The 26,357-nt window shown below is 43.3% G+C and carries 26 protein-coding genes; 12 read left to right on the top strand and 14 right to left on the bottom strand.

Features of this window, described 5'->3' with window-relative positions; all coding sequences use genetic code 11:
* Positions 1-445: 445 nt before the first annotated feature.
* Genes F973_RS07485 through sdhC form a run of 4 tightly spaced genes read right to left on the bottom strand, consistent with a single transcriptional unit; the run spans position 446 to position 3,839 of the window.
* Complete coding sequence (locus tag F973_RS07485) at positions 446-1,156, bottom strand: succinate dehydrogenase iron-sulfur subunit (RefSeq protein ID WP_004760950.1); 711 nt, start codon at positions 1,154-1,156, stop codon at positions 446-448.
* Between the two features lie 14 nt (positions 1,157-1,170).
* Positions 1,171-3,060 (bottom strand): succinate dehydrogenase flavoprotein subunit, encoded by a 1,890-nt coding sequence (sdhA, locus tag F973_RS07480; protein ID WP_004760949.1) that lies wholly within the window; start codon positions 3,058-3,060, stop codon positions 1,171-1,173.
* Between the two features lie 12 nt (positions 3,061-3,072).
* Positions 3,073-3,438, bottom strand: a complete 366-nt coding sequence (gene sdhD, locus F973_RS07475; protein ID WP_004652198.1) for a succinate dehydrogenase, hydrophobic membrane anchor protein — start codon at positions 3,436-3,438, stop codon at positions 3,073-3,075.
* Entirely contained in the window at positions 3,438-3,839 is a 402-nt protein-coding gene (gene sdhC / locus F973_RS07470) for a succinate dehydrogenase, cytochrome b556 subunit (RefSeq protein ID WP_004681507.1), read from the bottom strand. The genes sdhD and sdhC overlap by 1 nt, the downstream gene beginning before the upstream one ends.
* Positions 3,840-4,737: 898 nt before the next feature.
* Here sdhC and gltA point away from each other — a divergent pair.
* On the top strand, positions 4,738-6,012 hold the full coding sequence (gene gltA, locus F973_RS07465) for a citrate synthase (protein WP_004674939.1): 1,275 nt from the start codon (positions 4,738-4,740) through the stop codon (positions 6,010-6,012).
* A gap of 55 nt (positions 6,013-6,067) precedes the next feature.
* Here the strand turns inward: gltA and F973_RS07460 are convergent, their stop codons facing one another.
* The gene (locus F973_RS07460) at positions 6,068-6,559 is read right to left on the bottom strand and encodes a DUF1289 domain-containing protein (protein ID WP_004674940.1); all 492 of its coding nucleotides are present in this window, start codon (positions 6,557-6,559) and stop codon (positions 6,068-6,070) included.
* A 110-nt stretch (positions 6,560-6,669) separates the two neighbouring features.
* Between F973_RS07460 and F973_RS07455 the strand changes: the two genes are divergently transcribed.
* The 3 genes from F973_RS07455 to tmpT all read left to right on the top strand — a co-directional run bounded on the left by F973_RS07455 (position 6,670) and on the right by tmpT (position 9,031).
* A complete protein-coding gene (locus tag F973_RS07455) occupies positions 6,670-7,602 on the top strand; it encodes an oxygen-dependent tRNA uridine(34) hydroxylase TrhO (protein ID WP_004760948.1) in 933 nt (310 codons plus the stop codon).
* 141 nt (positions 7,603-7,743) lie between these two features.
* Positions 7,744-8,352 carry a DedA family protein gene (locus F973_RS07450; RefSeq protein ID WP_026040019.1) on the top strand — a complete coding sequence of 203 codons (609 nt, stop codon included), beginning with the start codon at positions 7,744-7,746 and terminating at the stop codon, positions 8,350-8,352.
* A gap of 49 nt (positions 8,353-8,401) precedes the next feature.
* Entirely contained in the window at positions 8,402-9,031 is a 630-nt protein-coding gene (tmpT, locus tag F973_RS07445) for a thiopurine S-methyltransferase (protein ID WP_004760947.1), read from the top strand.
* A gap of 108 nt (positions 9,032-9,139) precedes the next feature.
* On the opposite strand, the gene F973_RS07440 is transcribed toward tmpT, so the two are convergent.
* Positions 9,140-9,664, bottom strand: a complete 525-nt coding sequence (locus tag F973_RS07440) for a YecA/YgfB family protein (RefSeq protein WP_004760946.1) — start codon at positions 9,662-9,664, stop codon at positions 9,140-9,142.
* Positions 9,665-9,735: 71 nt separating this feature from the next.
* The gene (locus F973_RS07435; protein WP_004681516.1) at positions 9,736-9,939 is read right to left on the bottom strand and encodes a PA3496 family putative envelope integrity protein; all 204 of its coding nucleotides are present in this window, start codon (positions 9,937-9,939) and stop codon (positions 9,736-9,738) included.
* Between the two features lie 349 nt (positions 9,940-10,288).
* Here F973_RS07435 and rpoD point away from each other — a divergent pair, with 349 nt between their 5' ends.
* The 6 genes from rpoD to F973_RS07405 all read left to right on the top strand — a co-directional run bounded on the left by rpoD (position 10,289) and on the right by F973_RS07405 (position 16,867).
* Positions 10,289-12,172, top strand: a complete 1,884-nt coding sequence (rpoD, locus tag F973_RS07430) for an RNA polymerase sigma factor RpoD (RefSeq protein ID WP_004760945.1) — start codon at positions 10,289-10,291, stop codon at positions 12,170-12,172.
* 139 nt (positions 12,173-12,311) lie between these two features.
* The gene (locus F973_RS07425) at positions 12,312-12,599 is read left to right on the top strand and encodes a YbeD family protein (protein ID WP_004760944.1); all 288 of its coding nucleotides are present in this window, start codon (positions 12,312-12,314) and stop codon (positions 12,597-12,599) included.
* A gap of 151 nt (positions 12,600-12,750) precedes the next feature.
* Positions 12,751-13,404 carry a lipoyl(octanoyl) transferase LipB gene (gene lipB, locus F973_RS07420; protein ID WP_004760942.1) on the top strand — a complete coding sequence of 218 codons (654 nt, stop codon included), beginning with the start codon at positions 12,751-12,753 and terminating at the stop codon, positions 13,402-13,404.
* Between the two features lie 81 nt (positions 13,405-13,485).
* Entirely contained in the window at positions 13,486-14,019 is a 534-nt protein-coding gene (locus F973_RS07415; protein WP_004681522.1) for a hypothetical protein, read from the top strand.
* A 1-nt stretch (position 14,020) separates the two neighbouring features.
* The gene (locus tag F973_RS07410; RefSeq protein WP_004681523.1) at positions 14,021-15,205 is read left to right on the top strand and encodes an iron-containing alcohol dehydrogenase; all 1,185 of its coding nucleotides are present in this window, start codon (positions 14,021-14,023) and stop codon (positions 15,203-15,205) included.
* A gap of 252 nt (positions 15,206-15,457) precedes the next feature.
* Entirely contained in the window at positions 15,458-16,867 is a 1,410-nt protein-coding gene (locus F973_RS07405; RefSeq protein ID WP_004760941.1) for an APC family permease, read from the top strand.
* Between the two features lie 159 nt (positions 16,868-17,026).
* On the opposite strand, the gene F973_RS07400 is transcribed toward F973_RS07405, so the two are convergent.
* From F973_RS07400 to rplU, 7 genes are all read right to left on the bottom strand, one after another.
* Complete coding sequence (locus tag F973_RS07400; RefSeq protein WP_004760940.1) at positions 17,027-17,506, bottom strand: tRNA (cytidine(34)-2'-O)-methyltransferase; 480 nt, start codon at positions 17,504-17,506, stop codon at positions 17,027-17,029.
* A gap of 83 nt (positions 17,507-17,589) precedes the next feature.
* Positions 17,590-18,963, bottom strand: coding sequence for a siroheme synthase CysG (gene cysG, locus F973_RS07395; protein ID WP_004760939.1), 1,374 nt, complete (start codon positions 18,961-18,963; stop codon positions 17,590-17,592).
* 69 nt (positions 18,964-19,032) lie between these two features.
* On the bottom strand, positions 19,033-20,304 hold the full coding sequence (gene serS / locus F973_RS07390; protein ID WP_004760938.1) for a serine--tRNA ligase: 1,272 nt from the start codon (positions 20,302-20,304) through the stop codon (positions 19,033-19,035).
* A 117-nt stretch (positions 20,305-20,421) separates the two neighbouring features.
* Positions 20,422-21,183 (bottom strand): RsiV family protein, encoded by a 762-nt coding sequence (locus F973_RS07385; protein ID WP_034432482.1) that lies wholly within the window; start codon positions 21,181-21,183, stop codon positions 20,422-20,424.
* 128 nt (positions 21,184-21,311) lie between these two features.
* The gene (lolA, locus tag F973_RS07380; protein ID WP_004760936.1) at positions 21,312-22,007 is read right to left on the bottom strand and encodes an outer membrane lipoprotein periplasmic chaperone LolA; all 696 of its coding nucleotides are present in this window, start codon (positions 22,005-22,007) and stop codon (positions 21,312-21,314) included.
* Positions 22,008-22,205: 198 nt separating this feature from the next.
* A complete protein-coding gene (gene rpmA, locus F973_RS07375) occupies positions 22,206-22,460 on the bottom strand; it encodes a 50S ribosomal protein L27 (protein ID WP_004760935.1) in 255 nt (84 codons plus the stop codon).
* 17 nt (positions 22,461-22,477) lie between these two features.
* Positions 22,478-22,789 (bottom strand): 50S ribosomal protein L21, encoded by a 312-nt coding sequence (rplU, locus tag F973_RS07370; protein ID WP_004652230.1) that lies wholly within the window; start codon positions 22,787-22,789, stop codon positions 22,478-22,480.
* A gap of 458 nt (positions 22,790-23,247) precedes the next feature.
* Here rplU and sdsA point away from each other — a divergent pair, with 458 nt between their 5' ends.
* Positions 23,248-24,225, top strand: coding sequence for an All-trans-nonaprenyl-diphosphate synthase (gene sdsA / locus F973_RS07365; protein WP_004674967.1), 978 nt, complete (start codon positions 23,248-23,250; stop codon positions 24,223-24,225).
* Between the two features lie 15 nt (positions 24,226-24,240).
* Entirely contained in the window at positions 24,241-26,310 is a 2,070-nt protein-coding gene (locus F973_RS07360; protein ID WP_004760934.1) for a site-specific recombinase, read from the top strand.
* Positions 26,311-26,357 lie beyond the last annotated feature (47 nt).

Genomic DNA, 26,357 nt, shown 5'->3' with positions numbered 1-26,357 from the left:
GCAATGTTACTTTTAGATAACATCAGGAATATGCTTATTTTTTGCTTTCATTTACTGGGTGAAATCCTATCATGTAATCAAGTCTGAATTGATTTTTTTGACACATACCATTCATAAACCAGCGAAATACACATATTCAATTATATTCTAATATACCGCCCTTTTTCTAAAAGTTGCACCTTATATCGACCAAAGTTAAAGATTCACTACAAATTTCGCACAAACACCACGCAGAATGCCTAAAAATAAAGCAACTACCCGATTTATATTTGTTTTTATTATTTGACTTAATCATAAAATTTATAAAAATACCACATAACTGACTGCTGTTTAAGATTGGTACACATATTACCCAACCCCATGTTTCCATCCTTATAAACAGCCGCCTCCAAAATAAAAAACGGAAGTCCTTTTGGAACTTCCGTTTTTTGGTCAGAGCAAGCGATTAGCCCGCTTGATCTAACAGCATGTTACGAATGTGACCAATTGCCTTGGTTGGGTTTAAACCTTTCGGGCAAACCGATACACAGTTCATGATCCCTTTACAGCGGAACAAAGAGAACGGGTCATCTAAACGAGCCAAACGTTCCTGAGTTGCGGTATCACGAGAGTCAATGATAAAGCGGTATGCATTTAACAATGCAGATGGCCCAAGAAACTTGTCAGGGTTCCACCAGAATGATGGGCATGACGTTGAACAACATGCGCAAAGGATACATTCATATAGACCATCAAGATGCTCACGCTCTGCCTGAGACTGTAAACGCTCTTTTGCTGGTGCAGGCTGATTGTTAATCAAGAACGGTTGGATCTTGTTATACTGGTCATAAAACTGGTTCATGTCTACAACCAAGTCTTTTACCACTGGCAAGCCTGGTAAAGGACGGATCACAATCTTCTCTGGCAAGTCGTTCAGGTTCCACAAACAAGCCAAGCCATTTTTACCATTGATGTTGACACCATCAGAACCACAGATGCCCTCACGGCATGAACGGCGGAACGTTAATGTCTCATCCTGTACTTTCAACGCAAGCAACGCATCAAGTAACATACGGTGCTTGTCGGTTAACTCAAGTTTAAAAGTTTGCATGTACGGCGCTTTATCCTTATCAGGATCGTAGCGGTAGATTTCGAATGTACGAGTGCCTCTACTCATCTTTGTTCTCCCGATTAGAATGTACGTGGCTTAGGTTCGATTGCTTCAACCGTTAATGGGCTGAAACGAACTGGCTTATATTCAAGACGGTTGTCTGATGAATACCATAAAGTATGCTTCATCCACTCATCATCACGGCGGCCGTATGAGTATGTTGGGTGATCAGGTGCCAACTCATAGTCAACAACTGTATGTGCACCACGACATTCTTTACGTGCAGCAGCAGAGATCAGGGTCGCTTTTGCAACTTCATACAGGTTTTCAACTTCCAATGCCTCAACACGTGCTGTGTTAAAGACTTTAGATTTGTCTTTCAAATGAATGTTTCGAACACGTGGCTCAATCGCGAGGATTTCTTTTACGCCTTTGTCAAGCAATGCCTGAGTACGGAATACACCTGCGTGATCCTGTACGATGTCACGGATTGCATCGGCCACTTCCTGAGCGTTCTCACCAGAAGTTGAGTCATCCAGCTTACGGATACGAGCCAGAGTGTTTTCCAGCACATTATTTGGCAACGGTGCATAGTCATCACCGTGATGCTTGGTGACGTAGTCAATGATGTGTTCACCAGCAGCTTTACCGAATACCACAAGGTCAAGCAGGGAGTTGGTCCCTAAACGGTTTGCACCATGTACAGATACACAAGAACACTCACCGATTGCATAGAAACCTTTTACTGGCTTCACATAGTCACGGGTACCTTTATAGGTATATTCTTTAGTGTCCTTATCATAGTGAGCAGAGAATTCAGCCTCTTCCACACCATGCGGCACAACCACTTGACCATGAATATTGGTTGGAATACCACCCATTTGATAATGAATTGTTGGTACAACTGGAATTGGCTCTTTGGTACAGTCAACGTTTGCGAACTTCTTACCAATCTCAAATACAGATGGTAGACGCTTCATGATTGTTTCCGCACCCAAGTGGGTCATATCCAACAGGATATAATCCGCTTTAGGACCACAGCCACGACCTTCCTTAATTTCCTGATCCATAGAGCGTGATACGAAGTCACGTGGTGCCAAGTCTTTTAAAGTCGGTGCATAACGCTCCATGAACGGTTCGCCGTCTTTATTACGAAGGATACCGCCTTCACCACGACAACCCTCAGTCAACAATACACCTGCGCCCGCAACACCCGTTGGGTGGAATTGCCAGAATTCCATATCCTGCAATGGAATACCCGCACGGGCAGCCATACCAAGTCCGTCACCTGTGTTGATATAGGCGTTTGTTGATGCACGGTAAACACGACCCGCACCACCCGTAGCAAACAAGGTTGCCTTTGCCTGGAATACCGCAATATTACCAGTTTCCTGATCATATGCGGTTACACCAAGAACATCACCCTGTTCATTACGGATTAAGTCAAGTGCAATCCATTCAACGAAGAACTGAGTACCCATTTTCACGTTGCTTTGATACAAGGTATGAAGCAATGCATGACCTGTACGGTCAGCGGCAGCACAGGCACGTGGAACGGCTTTTTCACCGTAGTTAGCAGAGTGACCACCGAATGGACGCTGATAGATCGTGCCATCTTCATTACGGTCAAACGGCATACCCAGATGTTCAAGCTCATAAACAACTTTTGGCGCTTCACGGGTCATAAACTCGATTGCGTCCTGATCACCCAACCAGTCAGAACCTTTTACCGTATCGTAAAAGTGGTAATGCCAGTTGTCTTCCTGCATGTTGCCCAGTGACGCACCAATACCACCCTGAGCAGCAACTGTATGCGAACGTGTTGGGAACACTTTGGTGAGTACTGCAACCTGTAAACCTGCCTGAGCAAGCTGATAGGCTGCACGCATACCAGAACCACCACCACCAACGATTACAGCGTCAAATGATAATGTCTGGATATTTGAATAATTTTCTTTAGGGGTTGCCATGATCTGTTCCTATCAATTTGCCCAGAAAATCTGGATACCCCAGATTGCGTACACGAACACTGAAATAATGACGGCAGAAGTCAATACAAGGCGCAAACCTGAAGCTGATGGCCCCATCTGACGAGTCGTTACATAATCAGTAAAGACTTGCCACATACCAATCCAAGCATGTGCAACCAGCGATAATACCGCCAACAAAGAAAAAATCTTCATTGGCAGAGTCAACATAAAGCCAGCCCACTGTTCATAGCCAAATCCGCTGTTGCAGAGAATCCAGCCAAACAGAACAACAGTATAGGCAGCCAATACAACCGCACTCACACGCTGGATATACCAATCGCGAGAACCTGAACCTGTTAAACCTGTAGCACTTTTCATCAGAACATAATCCATACAAAGGCTGCGATAATACCAACCGCAGACAAGATCAATGCAATTGTAGCTGCGATGCGACCGCTCTGTAATTCTTCAGCAAAACCGAGGTCGGCAAGCAAGTGCTTGATTCCTGCGATAAAGTGGAAAATTAATCCAGCTACAAATACCCATACGATGAAACGTACAATGATATTTCCGAAAACGACATTTTTAACGTAGTCAAATCCTTCTGGTGAAGATAAAGATTTATCCAAAATCCATAAAAGAACTGCGACCAATAAGAAAACGATCACACCTGATAAACGGTGCAGAATTGATGCAATAGCCACGGGTGATTTTAAGTTTACAGCTAAAACTTGACCCATGGACAAATTGACAGGTCTGTTGCTTTTCACAGCGGGCATCCTGTAAGTAGAAACTCCAACTGGAGTTTGTTTGAATTAATTCAAAGGAAAGCTGGCATTGTTAGGCAAGCACAGCTCATGCCTAACCTATAACGACACCGAATTATAAAACGTGAAATATCAAAATACAAACAATCAGCTTTCGCTTTAGTCGAAAAAAATAATAAATAAGAATCATTCACACAAACAATATTTCCCAGATAAATTAAATTTCTGGCGAAATTATTCTATCCATTTGTTTTATAAAAACAAAAATATAAAACTTTTTTTTATGAATAGTTTCAAGCTGGAAAAAATCACCATTATTTATTTCAAAAAAAATATGTTTTTCTCAGTAAAACCCCATTAAATGAGTCGGTTTTAAGCATAGTCATAAATAATACCCCTCATTTATATCTTAAATACAATTAACCACTAATCTATTATTCAGGCCTAATCCATATAAATACATCGATTTATTTTTAATCAATCAATCGCACCATAATGAACCAATTATCCCGTTATATGTCAGCCTTTAAACTGTTTTTTGAACTATTATTTAACGCGAGACCATGAGATATATAGGTTTTTGCTGAGCTAAGCCCTTAATTTTACAGGCATCAAAATATCACCAGAGTAAAAATTTACTTACAATTGTACTGGTGCTTCATTTTTTTTATGCACCTGAAACATGATTTGACATATTATACTCGACCGATGCTGTGAATTTACTCAATTTTTTCTTTGATACTGAATGACTAAGTTGACTGTAGAAATGTCATTTTTTATCCCTAAGTATAATTGACAAAATTTTAGTAGCCACTAATCTTATAGCAAATTTTGACACCGTCTGATTCGCACATGACAAGATTAGGATTTCGAGTCAGATAATCATTCACCAGGACAGGAGATCTATTGAATGTCTGCAGCAACTGGCAAAAAAGCCGTATTACAGCTTGATGGCAAAGAAATTGAATTACCAATTTACAGCGGCACATTGGGCCCAGATGTAATTGACGTTAAAGATGTATTGGCATCTGGTCATTTTACTTTCGATCCTGGTTTTATGGCGACAGCTGCTTGCGAATCTAAGATCACATTCATTGATGGTGACAAAGGTGTGTTATTGCACCGTGGTTATCCAATTGATCAATTAGCGACTCAAGCAGACTACCTCGAAACTTGCTATTTACTATTAAATGGCGAGCTTCCAAATGCTGAACAAAAGGCAGAATTTGACGCTAAAGTACGCAACCATACCATGGTTCACGATCAGGTAAGCCGTTTCTTCAATGGTTTCCGTCGTGACGCTCACCCAATGGCTATAATGGTTGGTGTTGTTGGTGCGTTGTCTGCGTTCTATCATAATGGCTTGGATATCGAAGATATCAACCACCGTGAAATCACTGCAATTCGTCTTATCGCGAAAATTCCTACGCTTGCGGCGTGGAGCTACAAGTACACGATTGGACAGCCATTCATTTACCCACGTAACGACCTAAACTATGCAGAAAACTTCCTGCATATGATGTTTGCTACGCCTGCGGATCGTGACTATAAAGTTAATCCGATTTTGTCTAAAGCAATGGACCGTATCTTCACGCTTCATGCTGACCACGAACAAAATGCGTCTACATCTACTGTTCGTCTTGCTGGTTCTACTGGTGCAAACCCATATGCATGTATCTCTTCAGGTATTTCTGCACTTTGGGGACCATCACACGGTGGTGCAAACGAAGCTGTACTGAAAATGCTGGCTGAAATCGGTAGCGTTGAAAACGTTGCTGAATTTATGGAAAAAGTAAAACGCAAAGAAGCGAAGCTTATGGGCTTTGGTCACCGTGTTTACAAAAACTTTGACCCACGTGCCAAAGTGATGAAAGAAACCTGTGATGAAGTGCTTGGTGCATTGGGTATCAATGATCCACAACTTGCGCTTGCAATGGAACTTGAGCGCATTGCGCTTAGCGACCCATACTTCATTGAACGTAAACTTTATCCAAACGTGGACTTCTACTCAGGCATCATCTTAAAAGCGATTGGTATCCCTGTTGATATGTTTACGGTTATTTTTGCATTAGGTCGTACTGTTGGCTGGATCAGCCACTGGTTAGAAATGCACGCTTCCCCATATAAAATTGGCCGTCCTCGCCAGCTTTATACAGGTGAAAAACAACGTGACATCAAACGTTAATTTTTAAGAAATTAATGTGAAAAAGCTGCCAAATGGCAGCTTTTTTTATTGCTTTCTAAAGCTCATCCTCTTCCAGGGCACGCAACAAGTTTGTACTGATCCCATCGGCACGCAGCCAGGCCAGTTCATAGCTTGCCTTGGCTAAAGCCAACACACGTCGTTCAAACTCATCCCAGATCAGCTTTACCTGTGTGTGGGAAATTCCAAGTCCACTTTCCTGTGCCAAATGCTTATTTTTCTCACAGATTTTTAAAGCATGATACAGCTTACGTCCAGCACTTGCGCTTTCCAGAATACGAATGTGCTTAGCATGGATAAAGCCCTCGACATGCTGGAGACTGGCATTGGGCAACAATGGCACCAGAATCTGGTCCAGTTGTGCATCCAAACGCTTCCAGACCACCAACCGCTGTTCAGGCGTATAGGTGTTCCACTGGATCACCTCATGATTAAAACGGCGGCATCCACGACACACCAGATCACCAAATACCGTTGAACAACGCCCTGCGCATGGGGTCAGTGATGGGATTCGACAATCATTACTCAAAACTTATTCCTCTAAAACCATATTAATTTTATGGTTTTCTCGCTTATTTTCAAATTTCACGCTAAAATATGCGCCTTGTTTTTCCTATCTTAATACATTTGGAGTTATCCATGAACGCTACTGTAGAACAGCTTGCACCTGTAGAACAGCAAGCGACCAATAATTGGGTTGTTGCGGCACTATATCAATTTAAAGAAGTTGCGGATGCGGCCGATCTGCAAAAACGTCTTCTGGACTTAGTGAATGGCATCAATTTATGTGGAACTCTGATTGTCGCTTCTGAAGGAATTAATGGTACTGTTGCTGGCGACCGTGCAGCAATTGACACGGTTCACCAATTCCTATTGAACGAAGGCTTTAGCGCAATAGAATATAAGGAGTCTACCAGCTCTGAAAAACCATTCCGCAAGATGAAGATTAAGCTGAAGAATGAAATCGTTACCCTGGGTGTGGAGGTTAAGCCACGTGACCTGGTTGGTCATTATCTTGATCCAAAGGAATGGAACGAGCTGATTAGCCGCGATGACGTGATTCTGGTGGATACCCGCAACGACTACGAATATAAGGCAGGTACATTCAAGGGCGCAATTGATCCTAAAACAGAAACATTCCGTGAATTTCCTGAATATGTAAAACAAAACCTTGAACAACACAAAGACAAGAAAATCGCCATGTTCTGTACAGGGGGTATCCGCTGTGAAAAATCTACTTCCCTGTTGTTACAGGAAGGCTTTAGTGAGGTTTACCACCTAAAGGGCGGTATCCTTAAATATCTGGAAGAAACACCTGCCGAGGAAAGCCTTTGGGAAGGTGAATGTTTTGTATTTGATGGCCGTACTGCCGTGACACACGGGGTTGAGGAAGGCGAGAACATCAAGTGTCATGCATGCGGCTGGCCTTTAACCAAAGAAGAAGCGAAATTGCCAAGCTATGAGCATGGTGTTTCCTGTGTTTTCTGTATTGATAAAACCACAGAGAAACAGAAAGAGGGTTTCCGTATGCGTCAATCGCAAATTGCAGCAGCAAAACGTAAACGTCTATAAAAATTAAAAAAACTGAAAGCCATAGTTCTACTATGGCTTTTTTATGATAATAATAAAATGATGTAACGATTAGACCATTGAGCTTCATGATTAACCATCCTATGCTAAAAACAATAATCAAATAAACTATATATGGGTATTATGGGACTTGAAGAATGGGTCTTGGCAGTCATGGAAAAGCTTGGATATTTAGGCATCGCTTTTTTGATGTTCCTAGATAACATTTTTCCTCCTATTCCCTCTGAAATTATTATGCCCTCTGCGGGTTATACCGCCTCCAAGGGGGATTTGAGCTTAATTGGCGTTATCATTGCTGGAAGCGCAGGTTCACTGATCGCGGCGATGATCCTTTATTGGATTGGCCGTAAAATTCCTGAACAGCGTTTATTCAGTTTTATAGAGCATTACGGCAAATTCCTTAGAATCAAGGTTACCGACCTTGAAAAGGCCTTGGGCTGGTTCAACCAGCATGGACATAAAATCGTTTTCTTCGGCCGCATGATTCCAGCGGTACGCTCGCTGATTAGTATCCCCGCTGGAATGAGCAAGATGCCTTTTGGCAAGTTTATGGCTTACAGCGCATTCGGAACCATCATCTGGACAACATTCCTGGCATTTTTAGGCTATCACCTCAGTGAAGATCAGGCCCTAATGTCTTTAATTATGCAACGGGCTAGCTATATTATTTTGGCAATTGTCATACTTTACATCATTTGGAAAATGGCTAAAAAATTTGGGCAGAAAACATAAAAAAGACAAAGACTTATCCTTTATTATTCATCTAAGTTAAGGAAAAACCATGCAGCATGAGTTTTGGCATCAAAAATGGCAAAAAAATGAGATTGGCTTTCATCTCAACCAGCCTCACCCACTACTGGTTAAATATACGGGTTCCTTAAATCTCTCTCCAAATAGCCGTATTTTTATCCCACTCTGCGGTAAAAGTTTAGACATACATTGGCTTTTAGGTCAGGGCTATCATGTAGTGGCAATTGACCTGAGTCCAATTGCCATTCAGGACTTAATCTCAACACTTAGACTTTCCTTTACCGAAACTCGGACTGGAAATCTTAGTCATTTTCACCATCCACAAATTGACCTATTTGTCGGTGATTTTTTTGAATTGACGGTTGAACAGACAGGAAAGATTGATGCGATTTATGATCGGGCAGCCTTGGTCGCCCTGCCAGAAGAAATGCGAAGCCAATATGTCCAGCATCTCATTCAGATTGGTGGTGAAGCATCGCAATTACTGATTAGCTTTGAGTATGATCAATCCATGATGGCTGGTCCGCCTTTTTCCATTTCCACCCAACAGCTTCAAGACTACTATTCCAGTGAATACGACATACAGCCACTCGATAGCCAAACTGAACTGCTCAAAGGAAAAGTGAATGCCCAGGAAAAAATTTGGCTGCTAAAGAAATAACCCTATCCCAAAATAAAAAACGTCCATAAGGACGTTTAAATACTTAACCTGGCGTATATATGAGCCGCTATTATATGAGCCGCTATCATTGCGGCCTCAAACCTATCCTCAAGCTGGTGTATGGTACATGAGATAAATCTCATTAAGATTATCTGGAATTTCCTCAGCCAGTTCATCCATCAACTGACCATTGCGACGGAAAGACTCCATTTGGGGATCTTCCTCATCAATGCCACTAAACACCATGATCGGCAAAGTCAAATCAACCAGTTGTTCTTCATATTCTGGCGTAAACCAGGCATCTTCGTTCAGGAACATGGCATCAACGAAACCGACGCTCCAGTCACCTAAACTTGAATCCACATCAGCCTCTTCAATTTCAAATGGAAACTCAATTCCATTTTCATTGGCCAAATCCTGACGGATGGATTCCAGCCAGGCTTTAATCTGTTCGATGATCTCACTCGGAACTTTCTTTTGATTGCTCTCGAACAGCTCATCCAGCCAACGATCAAACTTTGGGCCAACGGCAATAGCGCACAAAAAGCCATGAGTCGCCGCAAAATCTAAACCATATTCGTTTTGGTCACCGTCAAGATAATTACTTAACAAGTCTAAATTCAGGGTACTCATTTTTTATCCAGCTCTAAAGTTACATTTTCGACAGCATAACATTTTCAGACACAAAGTCTCAGCAATTTTGCCTAGTCTTCGTCATCGAGGTCATCATCGTCGAAATCGTAGTCAAAATCTTTTAATTCTCGTTCTAAACGACGCTGAGCCAACAGATCATCAATCAAACGGCGTTTTTCCAATGATTCCTTGGCACTGATTTTTCCTGATGATTCATCAAAACCAACATCATCGCCGTAGTTATCATCATCTAATTCAAAATCTGTAGAAGACACGAAGTACCTCTTATACGAAAAATATAAATGGGTCTAGCCGCTATTTATCTGTCTCAAACCACCTTGTCAAGTTTTATTTTATTTTTTTGCTATAAATCGGTGATTTGTACTTTTTTTCGGCGGTTTTTTTGTGTAATTATAATCCTAGGACAATACCAATCAAAAAAGTTCCGCAAAAAGGATGGACTGCTTGAAAAATTATGACACACCCCCATATTCAAGAAACACACGTGAAATCAATACTATTTTTTATTTAAAGCAAACGGATCAAATCCAGAACATTCCCCGTGAACTGTGCTATCATGCACGGTTTTTCACCGCCACAGATTCAACAAAAGAGTAAGCAAAGATGAGCGATATGCATTCCCCTACTTCGCAAGTAGCGGCTCTGATTAGCCGAGGCAAAGAACAAGGTTACTTAACTTACGCTGAGGTTAACGATCATCTACCAGACTCAATTACGGAAAGTGAGCAGATTGAAGACATCATCCAGATGCTTCAGGACGTTGGTATTCCTGTGCATGAACGTGCGCCTGAAACCGATGACACCATGTTTGGTGAATCTACCGAAGCTGCCGATGAGGTTGCCGAGGAAGAAGCTGCTGCCGTACTGGCATCGGTTGAAAGTGAACCAGGCCGTACCACAGACCCTGTACGCATGTACATGCGTGAAATGGGCACGGTTGAACTTCTTACGCGTGAGGGTGAGATCAGTATTGCAAAACGCATCGAGGAAGGTATCCGTGACGTTTTACACTCAATCGCTTACTGGCCAAATGCCGTGGAAGTCGTTTTAAAAGAATATAATGATTTTTTAACTGGCGAGCGCCGCCTTGCCGATATTCTCTCAGGCTATTTAGATCCTGAAACCGATGAGGATATTCCTGAAGTTCTTGAAGAAGAAACGGAGCTTGAGGAAGATAAAAACGCGACTTCTGCCACCAAGGAAGTCAAGCTTGATGATGATGACGAAGAGGAAGAGTCTGAGGGCGATGATGATTCTGAAGGTGATTCAGGTCCAGACCCTGAGGTTGCAAAAATTCGTTTCTCTGAATTAGAAAATGCCTGGAAACAAACCAAATCCATCATTGAAAAACATGGTCGCAATAGTGATGAGGCAAAAGCTGCACTAGAGTCTTTGGCTACCGTGTTCATGATGTTCAAATTTACACCTCGCCTGTTTGACATCATTTCAGAAATGATTCGTGGTACTCATGAGCAAATCCGTGCCAATGAACGTGAAATCATGCGTTATGCGGTGCGTCGTGGCCGCATGGACCGTAACCAGTTCCGTATGACCTTCCCAGAACAGGAATCAAACCCAGCCTGGTTGGATGAGCAGATTGCAAAGGCACCTGCTGAAATCAAGGGCCATCTGGAAAAAGTACGCCCAGATGTGTTGGCATTCCAGCAAAAGATTGCTGATATTGAAAAAGAACTGGATTTAAACGTTAAGGATATCAAGGATATTTCCAAGCGTATGGCGGTTGGTGAAGCGAAAGCCCGCCGTGCCAAAAAAGAGATGGTTGAGGCCAACCTACGTTTGGTGATCTCGATTGCGAAGAAATATACCAACCGCGGCTTGCAGTTCCTTGACCTGATTCAGGAAGGCAACATCGGTTTGATGAAAGCGGTGGACAAGTTTGAATACCGTCGTGGTTACAAGTTCTCGACCTATGCCACTTGGTGGATCCGTCAGGCGATTACCCGTTCGATTGCGGATCAGGCGCGTACCATTCGTATTCCAGTGCACATGATTGAAACCATTAACAAGATCAATCGTGTTTCCCGCCAGTTGCTTCAGGAAATGGGCCGTGAGCCAACCCCTGAAGAGCTGGGCGAACGTCTGGAAATGGATGAGGTTAAAGTCCGTAAGGTGCTGAAAATCGCTAAAGAACCGATTTCAATGGAAACACCGATTGGTGATGATGAAGATTCGCATCTTGGTGACTTTATTGAGGACTCAAACATCACTTCTCCAGTGGATGCCGCGACCTCAGAAGGCTTAAAGGAAGCGACCCGTGAAGTGCTTGAGAACCTGACTGAACGTGAAGCGAAAGTGTTGAAAATGCGTTTTGGTATTGATATGCCAACCGACCATACCTTAGAGGAAGTGGGCAAACAATTTGACGTAACGCGTGAGCGTATTCGTCAGATTGAGGCGAAAGCTCTGCGTAAACTACGTCATCCATCTCGTTCAGAGCACCTACGTTCATTCCTTGAAAATGACTAATGCTTAGGGACATCCTGTATCAAGAGCGCAACAATGCTTTGGTGCAGGGCTTGAAGTTAAACACTTCGCCTCCATTTACTACCTAGTTAGAACATAAGCGCCTGCACTGATGCAGGCGTTTCAAATTAAGAGGTTACTCATGGTAGACCGCACTCCATCTCGCGAATTGCAAGAACATCTTTGGGTTTTCCCGATGGACTATCCAATCAAGTTGATCGGTAATGCTGGGGATGAACTTCGAGTGGCTGTTGTAGATATTTTGCAAAAGCACTTTCCTGAATTCGATGGTGGTACAGTAAAAGTACAACCTTCACGTACAGGTAAATACCATTCTTTGACTGCACAATTACGCTTCAAAGAATTGGAACAGGTTCATGCCTTGTATGCTGATCTTGCTGCCTGTCCTTTAATCAAAACAGCACTGTAAATAGAAATCCAAAATACGAAAGTGTTTTGGATTTTTTTTCAATAACTATACTTGCTGTATAAAATTTTCATAGATAGGTATTTATCTTAGCTCAATCATTACATAATTAAGCGACTGATAAAATTGCAAGAATCAAAGGAAACATGCAGTAATGAACTTTGATAAACCCTCCCTCATCATTCGTTGTTTCAAAGACCTACAAGACTACAGCTCACGCTTTGAAGCCATGAAGGACTTTACAGCGAATCGTGATGAAAACACACCTGACGAGGTCTGGTTGTTACAGCATCAGGATGTGCTTACTCAGGGACAGGCAGGCAAGGCGGAACATATTCTTATGCAAACCAATCTCCCTGTTGTTCAGACCGACCGTGGGGGGCAAGTGACATGGCATGGACAGGGGCAACTGGTCGCCTACTTCCTGCTTGATTTAAACCGCCTGAAATGGCATGTACGCACTCTGGTCAGCTTTGCTGAAAAGGCCATGATTGACCTGCTTCAACAATACAATATTCGGGCCTATGCAAAACCTGATGCACCTGGAGTATACGTTGAAGGGCGCAAGATTGGCTCTCTCGGTTTTAAAATTCGCCGTGGTCGTAGCTATCATGGTTTGGCATTGAACATTGACTGTGACCTGACTGGTTTTCAAACCATTAATCCTTGTGGATACGCAGGTTTAGAAATGGTACGCTTGCAGGACCTGCTCGAAGATTATCCAAGCTTCAAGCAGCTCTGTCATGATTTTGTTTGTTATTTAAAAAATACCAATTTCTTTCATGACCCTGAAGTCAAATCTGAATAAACTACTTTTCAATTTTAGAGAAATAAATTAGAGTAATTACTCTAAATTTGCTTTTGCATAATTTTAATAAGGGATACGCAAGTGATTTCAACCAAAGCAGTGAAGCCCACTTTGCAATTTGCCTACGTAAAACTCATGATGGATGTTGTTGGTCGTGGTTTAGTAATGGCAAGCCAAGTGGACGATGAAGTACAACAGGAAGTTTCCAAGTTTCCTGTTGGCTTTATACTTTCAATGAATGTTTTTCCAAATGGACCTGCATTTGTTGCCCGAGTAACAGAAGAAAAACAGTTAGAGCTTCTCTCTAACTACAAAGGCAAGCCTGACTTAACCATCACGTTCAAGCATCTTACCCATGCATTTCTGGTTTTCTCGTTTCAGGAGAGTACTGCCCAAGCATTTGCCAATGACCGCATGATTGCCGATGGTGATGTATCCAGTGCAATCCGTCTTGTGCGTTGCCTGAACAAGATGGAAGCGTTGATCCTGCCTAAGCTGATCGCCAACCTTGCAGTCAAGCGTTATCCAGTTGAATTAACATTAAAAGAAAAATTCACTGGCGCAAAAAATATCTATCTCAAAGTCGCAAAATCATACTTTAAACGGAGCGCATAACATGGCTAAGCCTTATTACGAATTTTTCTGTCCTGTAAAGGTAATTGCTGGTAACGCTGCGTTAGAGCATATTCCGTTTGAGCTTGCAACTCTGGGCGCAAAACGCCCAATGATCATTACCGATAAAGGTGTACGCGCCAACGGTTTACTTGGCCCAATCGAAGCGGCATTCAGCACCACTGATGCCGTGATTGGTGCAATCTTTGATGACGTTCCACCAGATTCAAGCCTGGAAGTGGTACGCCAGGCAGCGGAACTTTACCGTAAGCAAAACTGTGATGCGATTATTGCGATTGGCGGCGGTTCAGTGATTGACACCTCCAAGGCAACCAACATCCTTGTGTCTGAAGGTGGCAATGACCTGCTTCAATACTCAGGCGCACACAATCTTCCAAAACCATTAAAGCCATTCTTCGTAATTCCAACCACGTCTGGTACAGGCTCAGAAGCAACGATGGTCGCCGTGGTATCTGATACTCAACGTAATGTAAAACTCGCATTTGCATCATATTATCTTATGCCCCATGCTGCGATTCTTGATCCGCGCATGACACAAACATTGCCACCACACCTAACCGCAATGACTGGAATGGATGCACTCACGCACTGTGTTGAGGCATACACCTGTCTGGCAGCGAACCCTTTAAGTGATGCATATGCAAGTGCTGGTATCAAGAAGATCAGTGAAAACCTGTTCAAGGTGCTGGACAACCCAAGTGATGCCCAAGGCCGTTTAGAGTTGGCACAGGCTTCGACCATGGCAGGTATTGCATTCTCCAATTCAATGGTTGGTCTGGTTCACTCACTTGGCCATGCCTTGGGTGCAGTGGCTCACCTGCCGCATGGTTTATGTATGAACCTATTCCTGCCATATGTGCTTGAATATAATAAAGAGATCAATGGCGATAAGATTGGTGAATTATTGCTTCCACTTGCAGGTGCAGACATTTATGCACAAACACCTGCCAGCCAGCGTGCAGATAAAGCAATTGCAACTATTTTAACCATGCGTGACCGCCTATTCAGCCTCACCAAGCTACCACGTACCCTGCGTGAAACAGGTAAGGTAACTGAAGCACAGCTGGATGAAGTGGCTGAGAAAGCGTTAAATGATGGTTCTATCATTTACAATCCTAAAGAGGCCAATTTGCAGGAACTACGTGCAATTCTACAAAAAGCCTGGTAATTCATTTATTTAGATAAATAGTTATCATTAATAGGCCCTGATCTAAACCAATGATCGGGGCTTTTTTCATTTCAATGAATTTTTATTCATCTGTTTCTCTGCACAACTGGCAAAAAAATTGCTAAAAAAAGCGTAAAAGTACTGACAATGTTTATCAATTTACGATAGATTGGCGAACTTCTTTTTTCTATAGGGGGGATCGTTTTCGTCTCAAACGATCCTTAAACCATAGCTGATCCTTGATCAACGATTATGAGGATAACGCCGTTGACAAATATCTCTGGGACTCCATCGGTAGCTAAGCTGCAAAAAACGCTAGGTCTCTGGCACATTATCATTATTGGCTTAGCCTACATTCAGCCCATGACTTTGTTTGACACTTTCGGACTGGTATCGAAAGAAAGTCATCATCATGTTCCGACCTCCTATATTGTTGCCCTAATTGCAATTTTATTCACGTCGATCAGTTATGGTCACATGATTCGTCGTTACCCATCATCAGGGTCGGCTTATACCTATGCACAAAAATCCATCCATCCCAACGTGGGCTTTATGGTGGGCTGGTCATCATGGCTGGACTATTTGCTGTCACCAATGGTCAATATCATTCTGGCAGGCATCTATCTTGACGCATTATTCCCGAATGTAAACCACTGGGTCTGGGTGATTGTTCTGACCGCCTTTATGACTGGCATCAACTTACGTGGCGCACGTTTTGTGGCGAACTTTAACAGCCTGATTGTCGTCGTCCAGCTTATCGTGATTGCTGTATTCACCTATCTGGTCTATAGCAAACTACAGATGGGATATAACGCCGAAGGTCCAATTACTGCAGAAACACGTTACCAACTCTGGAGCCTGGAGCCATTCTGGAACGACCTGACTTCTGTAGGCGCATTGATTACAGGTGCAACCCTGCTGTGCTTCTCGTTTACGGGTTTTGACTCGCTCAGCTCACTGGCGGAAGAAACCAAGGATACTGAAAAGACGCTGCCTAAAGCGATTTTCCTGACTGCATTATTTGCAGGTATTGTGTTTATTATCAGTACCTACTTTATGCAAATCTACTTTCCGAATGATCCTAAAACTTATTTTGAGGACGTCGCCGCAACCCAGCCTGACATCCTGTTACTGGTGGGTGGTTCATTATTCCAGTCCTATGTGCTTGCCTTTGCGATTGTGACGGTCATGGCATCAGGGATTTCTGCCCATGCAGGTGTATCACGCTTAATGTATGTGATGGGTCGTGATGGGGTCATCAACAAGAAAATCTTTGGCCATATCAGCCCGAAAACCTTTACGCCATCTTATAACATTCTGATTGTTGGATTGGTGGCATTAAGTGCAGGTTTTATGAGTCTGGATGTAGTGATTTCCATGATCAGTTTTGGTGCCCTGATTGCGTTTACTTTCGTGAACCTGTCCGTGATTTCACGTTATGCCTTACGTGATGGTCGAACCAAGAACTTCAAAGACATTGTGAGCTTTGTGATTATTCCTCTCTTGGGCTTTCTCAGCGTTTTTGCCATGTGGCTTGAAATTGAAGACACGGCATTGAAATATGGCTTATGGTGGGCAATGTTCGGTATTTTATACCTTGGTTATAAAACCAAGGGCTTTAAATACAATGCCCCTCAGCATAATGAGTTTGACGACCGTTAAACTTGCTGGAATAGGAAAGGCGCTAAATGCGCCTTTTCTATTAATTTTAAAAAAGTTTGAAACAATTTCAATGTCATATATGATGACGTTTGCTTTAAATCTTTAAACATTTAGCCTTTGTTTCGATAAGCCTTTACGATGACAGAAAATTTTTAATAATCAAGTCAGTGCCTTAAATCCCTGCTGCCGCCAGGCTTCATAAACAATCACCGCGGTTGCGTTGGAAAGGTTCAGGCTTCTTGAATTTTCAGCCATGGGCAAACGAATCCAGTTTTCCTGCGGGAACATCAGGCGTACCTGTTCAGGCAAGCCACGAGTTTCAGGCCCCATAAGTAATGCAACAGAACGGTTTAAATCGACCGTATGCGGTGTGGCAGAACCTTTGGTGGTCAATGGAAAAATATCATTGATGCCAATACCCTTTGCCTTTAAATCCGCGAGGCAAATTTCAATATTGTCCCAAATCTGCATTCTTGCCCATTCGTGATAATCCAGGCCTGCACGCTTCAGTTTCTTATCATCCAGTTCAAAGCCCAAAGGCTTGATCAAATGCAGTTGCGCACCTGTATTGGCACATAAACGAATGATATTGCCTGTGTTGGCAGGAATTTCAGGTTCGTATAGGACAACATGAATCACAAATATTCTCTACATTGCATGTAAGTCCCCCCTGTGAGGGGGGATTTAGGGGGGTATAAATTGAAACATTAATTATGAGATTCTTACAACCATTGTAACTGTTCACGCAGACTCACCACTTCACCAATAATGGTTAAGGTCGGTGCTACGATATGATGTTCAGACACTTTGGCTGCAATATCCGCCAATGTACCCACCAGTACTTTCTGCTCAGGCGTTGTACCTTTGGAAATCAAGGCAACAGGCATGGTTGGTCGTTGACCATGTGCAATCAGTTGCTCACAAATACGCTCCAAGCCCACCAAGCCCATGTACAGCACCAAGGTCTGATTTTCATACACCAGTTCATTCCAGGGTAATTCTGGTGAACCCTCTTTTAAGTGCCCAGTTAGGAAACGAACACTTTGTGCATAATCACGATGGGTCAGCGGAATCCCTGCATATGCGGAACAACCTGATGCGGCGGTAATTCCAGGCACAACCTGAAAAGTGACACTGGCTTCAACCAGCTCCTGAATTTCTTCACCACCACGTCCAAAGATAAAGGGATCACCACCTTTCAGGCGGCAAACACGTTTACCTTTTTGTGCATACTCCACCAATAAGGCATTAATACCCTCTTGTGGAACGGAATGATTGGAACGGGCCTTACCGACATAAATCTTTTCCGCATCACGGCGGCAGAGTTCCAGAATCGGCGCAGACACCAAGCGGTCATAAATCACCACATCAGCTTGTTGCATCAAGCGTAAGGCTTTTAAGGTCAAAAGCTCAGGATCACCTGGACCAGCCCCCACCAGATACACCTCACCTTTCGGTGCTATCCATTCAGTCAACGCCTGCTGGATCAAATCATTCGCCACATCCAGATTATCATTGAACACCTGCTCCTTTAACGGACTGGCATACAGATTCTCCCAAAAGATACGGCGTTCATCGGGATTGGAAATCTTTTCCTTGACCTGTTTACGCCAAAGACCTGAAAACTCAGCCAGTTTCCCCATACCATGCGGCACAATCGTTTCAATCTGGGTACGAAGTTGTCTGGATAAAACAGGCGATGCTCCATTGGATGCAACGGAAATCACCAAAGGTGAACGGTCAATAATCGCGGGAACCATGAAACGGCAATTCGGAATATCATCCACACTATTCACTAAAATATTACGTGCTTCGCATTGCTCGAAAACGCTTTTATTCACAGCGGTATTGTCGGTTGCAGCAATCACCAAACGATAACCTGTAGCAAGAATATTTTCAGAAAAAGCGGCCTGAATATATTGCCCCATCGATTTGTAAACAAGCTGGCGTAACTCAGGCTCAATCTCAGGCGCAATCACATCGACAATCGCACCTGCCTTCACCAATAAACTTGCTTTACGGTAGGCAATATGCCCACCGCCAACAATCAGACAACGTTGCTGCTGCAACTTTAAAGAGATTGGGAAAATTTCCACGATACGCCTCTATATTTTTTAGATCTGATTGGGCTAAAGCAAAAACTATGCACAAAATGGATGCGCAGTTTAATCAATATAGCTTGCACCGCCCATATATGGACGTAAAACTTCTGGAATTTCGATTGAACCGTCAGCACGCTGGTAATTTTCCATCACTGCAAGCAAGGTACGACCCACCGCCAGACCTGAACCATTCAAGGTATGCACCAGTTCGATCTTCTTCTGGTCTACACGGTAGCGCGCTTTCATACGGCGTGCCTGAAAATCGCCCATGTTTGAGCAGCTAGAGATTTCACGATAGGTATTTTGGCTTGGTACCCATACTTCCAGGTCATAGGTCTTGGTTGAACCGAAGCCCATATCACCACCACAGAGCAAAATCTTGCGGTAAGGTAAACCCAATGCCTGCAAAATGCCTTCTGCATGTGCAGTCAGTTCTTCAAGCGCCTGCATTGAGTGCTCTGGTTTTACGATTTGCACCATTTCAACCTTGTCAAACTGATGCTGACGAATCAGGCCACGGGTATCACGCCCGTAAGAACCTGCTTCACTACGGAAACATGGTGTATGTGCTGCGTATTTAAGTGGCAAACGATCGGCATCTAAGATTTCGTCACGCACAAAGTTGGTGACAGGCACTTCTGCGGTTGGAATCAGGTAATACTCTTTCTCACCTTGCAACTTGAATAAGTCTTCTTCAAATTTAGGCAGCTGACCTGTACCACGTAAGCTATCTGCATTGACCAGATAAGGTACATACGCTTCGGTATAACCATTTTTGAGCGTATGCGTATCTAACATAAATTGGGTTAAAGCACGTTGTAGACGTGCCAAAGGACCTTTCAATACACTAAAACGTGAACCTGTCAGCTTGGTTGCGGTCTCAAACTCAAGACCACCCATCCATTCGCCCAGATCGGTATGGTCCTTGATCTCAAAATCAAATTGGCGTGGTGTGCCCCACTTTAAGATTTCTAAGTTATCACTTTCATCTTTCCCTTCTGGAACAGATTCATCAGGTAAGTTTGGAATGGCCAGTGATTTTTGCTCAAGTTCAGTTTGCAGCTCAGCCAAAGCCACTTCAGCAGCCTTGATTTCATCACCAATGGCAGCCATACGTGCCATGATCTCAGATGCATCTCCACCCGATTTCTTAATTTGACCGACCTGTTTGGCACCCGCATTACGCTCTGCCTGTAAATTTTCAGCCTTGGACTGTAAATCTTTACGGCGCGCTTCTAAATCCGCCCATTCCTGAACATCAAGCTGAATACCACGTTTTGCCAAAGCGGCATTGACCGCTTCAATATTATTTCTGAGTAATTTTGGGTCGATCATAATCAATCATGAATAGAGAAAAAACTGGCTATAGTGTAAGGCTTTAACCCGAAAAAATACAGTAATAGACAACAAAGACTCAGCATCCACACACGATATATCGATGCTGAATACTGGCTAAACAGGCTCTTTCGGCAGACTTGGCAAATATTGCGGCTTAATAAACTGTTTGGCTGCATAATATGGCAGGGTCAACTCGCTCATCCCTTCGGCGTACGAAGCCAATTCGTACAGCGGATAGACGAATACTATCCCATTGACACCATAATAATAGTTGTCACTCACCTGCAACTGCTCTTTCTTGATGTTATGGTCTTCCAGCCAATTCTGATTCGAGGCATATAACTCATCGCGTAGTTTTTGGTTCATGTCAGGTTTAACCAATTCACTTACAGTAATGTGTTTTTTATTGGACAGGTCAAAATTGACAAATTCCTGATGCGACATGCCATGTGCCGCACCCGCAGGGTAACTATAGGTCTGAATGGCAAAAGTCGCTAAATTATAGTTTTGCCCTAAAAAACGTACATAAGTGCTACTTTCACTAAGCGAGGGTTCATCCGCTGGCACCTTGACTTTTTGGTCTGCAATGTTGGCAAAGGCATTCGGCTCGGCCTTTTTCATACGATTGATAAAATATTCATCAATCCATTTTTGCTTGGTCTCGACCGTTTGCAAGTCATAACTGGTACATCCATCTTCCAGGCACAACTTTTGTTTAGGAAGCTTGACCGCCACAACTTTGGCCTGAATCAATGGAATATCGACTTTTTCAGCAGTAGCTGACGATTGTTCTTTTTTAGGTTGACAGCCAACCATTGCAATGACCGTAAGTATTGAAATGAGTGGAATCAATTGTGATCTTTTTACTATTTTCATCGCCATGCAAGTCTCCAGGATTTTTCTTCACTATACAAAGCCTTGCGCCTAGATGAAATTAAGAAATGTATCTATATCGCGCCCAGCAAAAAGCCGCAACAGATGCGGCTTTGTTGAGCATAAGTCCATTATTGGTCAATAATATCTGTACCTTTTGGCGGTTCAAAGTGAAAGACCGATGCTGGAATCGCTGGATTTACCTTAATGTTGCTAAAACGTACATAAGTGGTTTGACCCAAGGAATCCTGCAAAATCATCAAGGTGGGTGCCTTATTTGCGCCAAAGCTAATGGTTAGGCTTTGGAATGCACCATCATCCTGTTTTGGGTACAAGGTATAGTACAGCTTGGTTCGGTCAGGCTGAGTCACACGGTAAGCATCCATAATCTGGTTGGTATTACCTGACAATAATAGTGCAGGCGTATTGGCCACCTGATCATCCAGACTCTGGCGTACTGCCTGCTGTAAATCTGGATCATAAATCCACACCACCTTACCCGTGGTTACAATGGTTTGCTTCGCTGGACTGGTGGTTTCCCAATAGAATTTTCCAGGACGCTCAACTTTCATCACACCTTTAAAGGTCTGATTCATGTGTTGGGCTGTTAAGCCTTTTTTCTGTACAGTTTTATTATTGGTGGTCTTGGTGCTTTGTTCAAAATCTGCGGTCAGTCGTTGCAGGCCAGCCAACTGCTTTACCAGACTGCTGGTTGCCTGCTGAGCCGATGCAGCCACAGGTGCGGCAAACACCTGACTTCCCACAACAGGGGCAAGCGTGATGGCACTTAACGTTGCGGCATAAGCTATTTTTTTTACGAAATTCATAAAATGAACCTTCTATCAGATTTCTACTGTTATGACGACATCTTACTGTTTTTGATCACGAAAAAAATGAAGAAATACACAGGTTTTGTGTATTTCGTGTCGCAAAGTCCTGCATTATGTATGAAGTTTCTGCCTTTATGTAGAGATTGTAAATATAAAAAAACCCGCCAAAAGCGGGTTTTCCTGAACCATTAAAGCTTAAGCTTCAACACTTACATAGCGACGGCCAAACTGACCTTTCACTTCAAATTTCACTACGCCGTCAGCAGTAGCAAATAAAGTATGGTCACGGCCCATACCAACATTTGCACCAGCGTGGAACTCAGTACCACGTTGACGAACGATGATGTTACCAGCAGTTACAGTTTGACCACCGTAAACTTTAACACCCAACATCTTAGGATTCGAATCACGACCGTTCTTCGTCGATCCACCGGCTTTTTTAGTTGCCATGTCTATTTACTCCTGTGTTAGCCTGCGATACCAGTAATTTTCAACTCGGTAAACCATTGACGGTGACCTTGTTGCTTACGGTAGTGTTTACGACGACGCATTTTGATGATGCGGATTTTGTCGTGACGACCATGGCCAACTACTTCTGCAGTTACTTTTGCGCCAGCTACAACTGGAGCACCGATTTGAATGTTGTCACCGTTTACAACCATTAATACGTCATCAAACGTAATAGTCGCGCCAGTTTCAGCTTTCAATAATTCTACTTTAAGGGTTTCACCCTCAACAACACGGTGCTGTTTACCACCGCTTTGGATTACTGCGTACATAATGTACTCCAACATGCCCGTGTCGTCGTGCCGATAAAGGGACATACCGATCTTAAGACGAACGCCACTGGGGTTATACAAGGCGATAGATTTTAAGTGAAATTTGATCAAACAACAAGTGATTTTGCACAAATACGCCGCTCAACAAATGAGCTGTAGATTTCATAATAAAATCAAACAGTTTCAGAATACGTTGTTTTTATTGATTCTGATCGGGTTTTGCAATACATTCTAAAAAACCAATTGCGACAATAACAATCTGTGTTTATATAAAGTCATGCATACCTATGGTATAAAGCTTAGGTTTGGCTATGTAGAGACCGCTTTTTTGTCTAACGAAAGCCGCAAAATCGCTGCACCGATTTAAATGACTGATTACACAGCCTGTATAGCTGTTCAGCAACAGACATATTGATACACCTAACACTATATTTCACCTGTACGAGGTTCTTCTTCATATGGTTATCGATTTTAAGCAAGACATTCTCTCTCCTGTAGCGACAGATTTTGCTGCGATGGATCATTTGATCAATGAAGGAATCAGCTCCAAGGTTGGCCTGGTCATGTCAGTCAGCAAGCATGTGGTTGAGGCTGGCGGTAAACGTATGCGCCCAATCATGTGCCTACTCGCAGCCCGTGCATGTGGTGTAGCCAATATGCAGCATGCGCACCATCTGGCAGCCATTATTGAAATGCTGCATACCGCAACGCTGGTACATGATGATGTTGTGGATGAGTCCAATCTGCGCCGCGGCAGACCCACTGCCAATGCAACCTGGAACAACCAGACCGCCGTTCTGGTCGGTGACTTTCTGATTGCCCGCGCTTTCGATTTACTGGTGGACTTAAACAACATCACTTTACTCAAGGATTTCTCAACAGGAACCTGTGAAATTGCGGAAGGTGAGGTTTTACAGCTTCAGTCCCAATACCAGCCAGAGACCACTGAAGAAACCTATCTAAAAATTATTCATGGTAAAACATCACGCCTGTTTGAACTGGCAACTGAAGGCGCGGCTATCTTGGCGGGTACTGAAGAATACCGTGAGCCACTGCGTCGCTTTGCGGGTCACTTTGGCAATGCCTTTCAGATCATTGACGATATTTTAGACTACACCTCCGATGCGGAAACACTGGGTAAAAATATTGGTGATGATTTAATGGAAGGCAAACCGACTTTACCGTTAATTTCAGCATTGGCCCACTCCACTGGTGATGACCATGCGATTATTCGCCGCAGCATTGCAACAGGCGGTGTGGAACATTTGGATAAAGTGATTGAAATTGTTCATCACTCAGGTGGTCTGGATTACTGTCAAAAACGTGCCCAACAAGAAACGGATGCCGCTTTAGAAGCGCTTAAAGCACTTCCAGATAATGAATATCGCCAGGCACTGATGAACCTGACCTTAATGGCCTTACATCGACTACAATAATTTTTCTGAGTGCCTATGCATTTAAATTTATCTGATTTATTTTTAAAAATGCAGGAACAGCTTGACCACCCTGAGGCTGTTTCTGAAAATCTTCTTGCCAATGAGCAGATCCTCATTGAACTGGTCAATCGCATACGACCCAAAAAACCGAATGATGCTGAAGAAGTTAAACAGCGAATTCATGCATTAATCAAAATTCTTTTGCTGACTCCCACTTCAGCAACTTTACTCCAGAATTTCCTGCTCAAGCTGATGAGCCAGTATAAACAGATCAGCCTCTATGCCGACAGCGGCATTCTTTCGCTGGATGGTTTCTGGAATCAGCTTGGGCAACGTCTTGGCGCACATTTCCTGCCTTTAGTGGAAGATGCTAACCAGCTTAAAACCCTCGTTGGCAAAGTCTTTCATAAGCAAAGTGATGGAGAATGGCTGGACCTGATCGAAAATCAGGACTGGATTACCCTCTTCAACCTAATTGCTGAAAGCCAAAGCAACACGAATGAAAAACAGGTGTGTAAAACCGACCTGATCAAGGCCATTACTGTGTTGTCCTATCGGATTAGTGGCATTGGTCTGTATCCAGAATTTATTAATGCACAACCCGACATTATTGAATATGAGTCACCTTTTTTGGTTCAGAACCGTGAAATTGTAGAGTTCATTGAAAAGTATAAACAGCAGATACACCAGCAGGATACAGTTGCGGTGCTTGCTCCTCCCGATGCGTCACAGGCCTTTGTGATGCTGGACCAATGCCGTGAGGTTGTGCTCAAGATCCGTCGGGCAACCAAGCGCATCGGGGTCAGTATCAGCCTGACCTATTTATTGTCCTTACTGGAGCAGGCGCTTGACCGTATTGAATTATTGCTTGGTTTGCTTGCCAGTAAAAATGATTTCCACTCTATCGCACTGGGACAATTAATTACTGACCTGACCCAGGCCCATTATGATGAAAAAAGTGTTCGTCACCTACTAAATTCAACCAGTGAACTGATTGCCCTGCAAGTCACCGAAAATGCCAGTAAAACAGGTGAGCATTATGTAAGTACCGATAAAAAAGGCTTTTTCGGCATGTATAAGGCGGCGGCAGGTGCAGGCGCAATTATTGCCGTCATGGCCACCTTGAAAATTTTAACGACCCGTCTGGTACTTGCTCCATTTATGCATGCATTTTTATATAGCATGAATTATGGTCTAGGTTTCATGCTGATCCATGTGCTGCATTTTACGGTTGCAACCAAACAACCTGCGATGACGGCCGCAGCACTTGCAGCAACGGTACAGCAGCAGAAAGGCAGTAAAACAGCTCAGATTGCTGAACTGGCGGCCCTGATTATCAATATTATCCGAACTCAATTCATCGCAATACTGGGAAATATTTCAATCGCTATTCCTGTAGCGGCCTTAATTACCTTTTTATGGCAGTACAGTCTTGGGGAACCGTTACTTTCCCCTATTAAGGCAGCCAAGACACTACATGATTTAAATCCATTTACTTCGCTGGCTATCCCGCATGCGGCAATTGCAGGTGTCTGTTTATTCCTTTCAGGCCTGATTGCGGGCTATTTCGATAATCTGGCAGTCTACCGAAAGGTCGGCCCCCGTCTAAAACAGCACCGCCGCCTAAAACGCTGGATGGGACAGGCACGACTGGACAAGTTTGCCAACTATATTGAAACCAATCTCGGGGCTTTGGCAGGTAACTTCCTGTTCGGGATAATGCTGGGAAGTATGGGAACCATCGGTTTTATTTTAGGCCTGCCGCTGGATATCCGTCATATTGCCTTTGCATCCGCCAATTTCATTCAAGGCTTAATGACAGTAAGCGGCGCACCTGACCTTGGTTTAATCATCGTGTCATTTTTGGGCGTTATGTTGATTGGTCTCACCAACCTGTTTGTCAGCTTTACCCTGACGATTATTGTCGCGTTGCGTGCGCGCCGTGTGCGCTTCTCACAGTGGAAACCCTTGGCTAAATTAGTCATCACCCATTTCCTGACCCGACCAAGTGATTTCTTCTGGCCCCCAAAACAACCTGTTGAAGTGGAAGAGCAAGACACGACAGAGCAAAAAATGAGACATTAATCAAATTTTGTTATGTTTTTTTACTGAACCTTAAAAAACATGAAAAT

Source organism: Acinetobacter sp. CIP 102129 (genome assembly GCF_000368305.1).
GTDB lineage: Bacteria > Pseudomonadota > Gammaproteobacteria > Pseudomonadales > Moraxellaceae > Acinetobacter > Acinetobacter parvus.
Note: the sequence above shows the minus strand (reverse complement) of the source record. Positions and strands in the feature narration are given on the sequence as shown.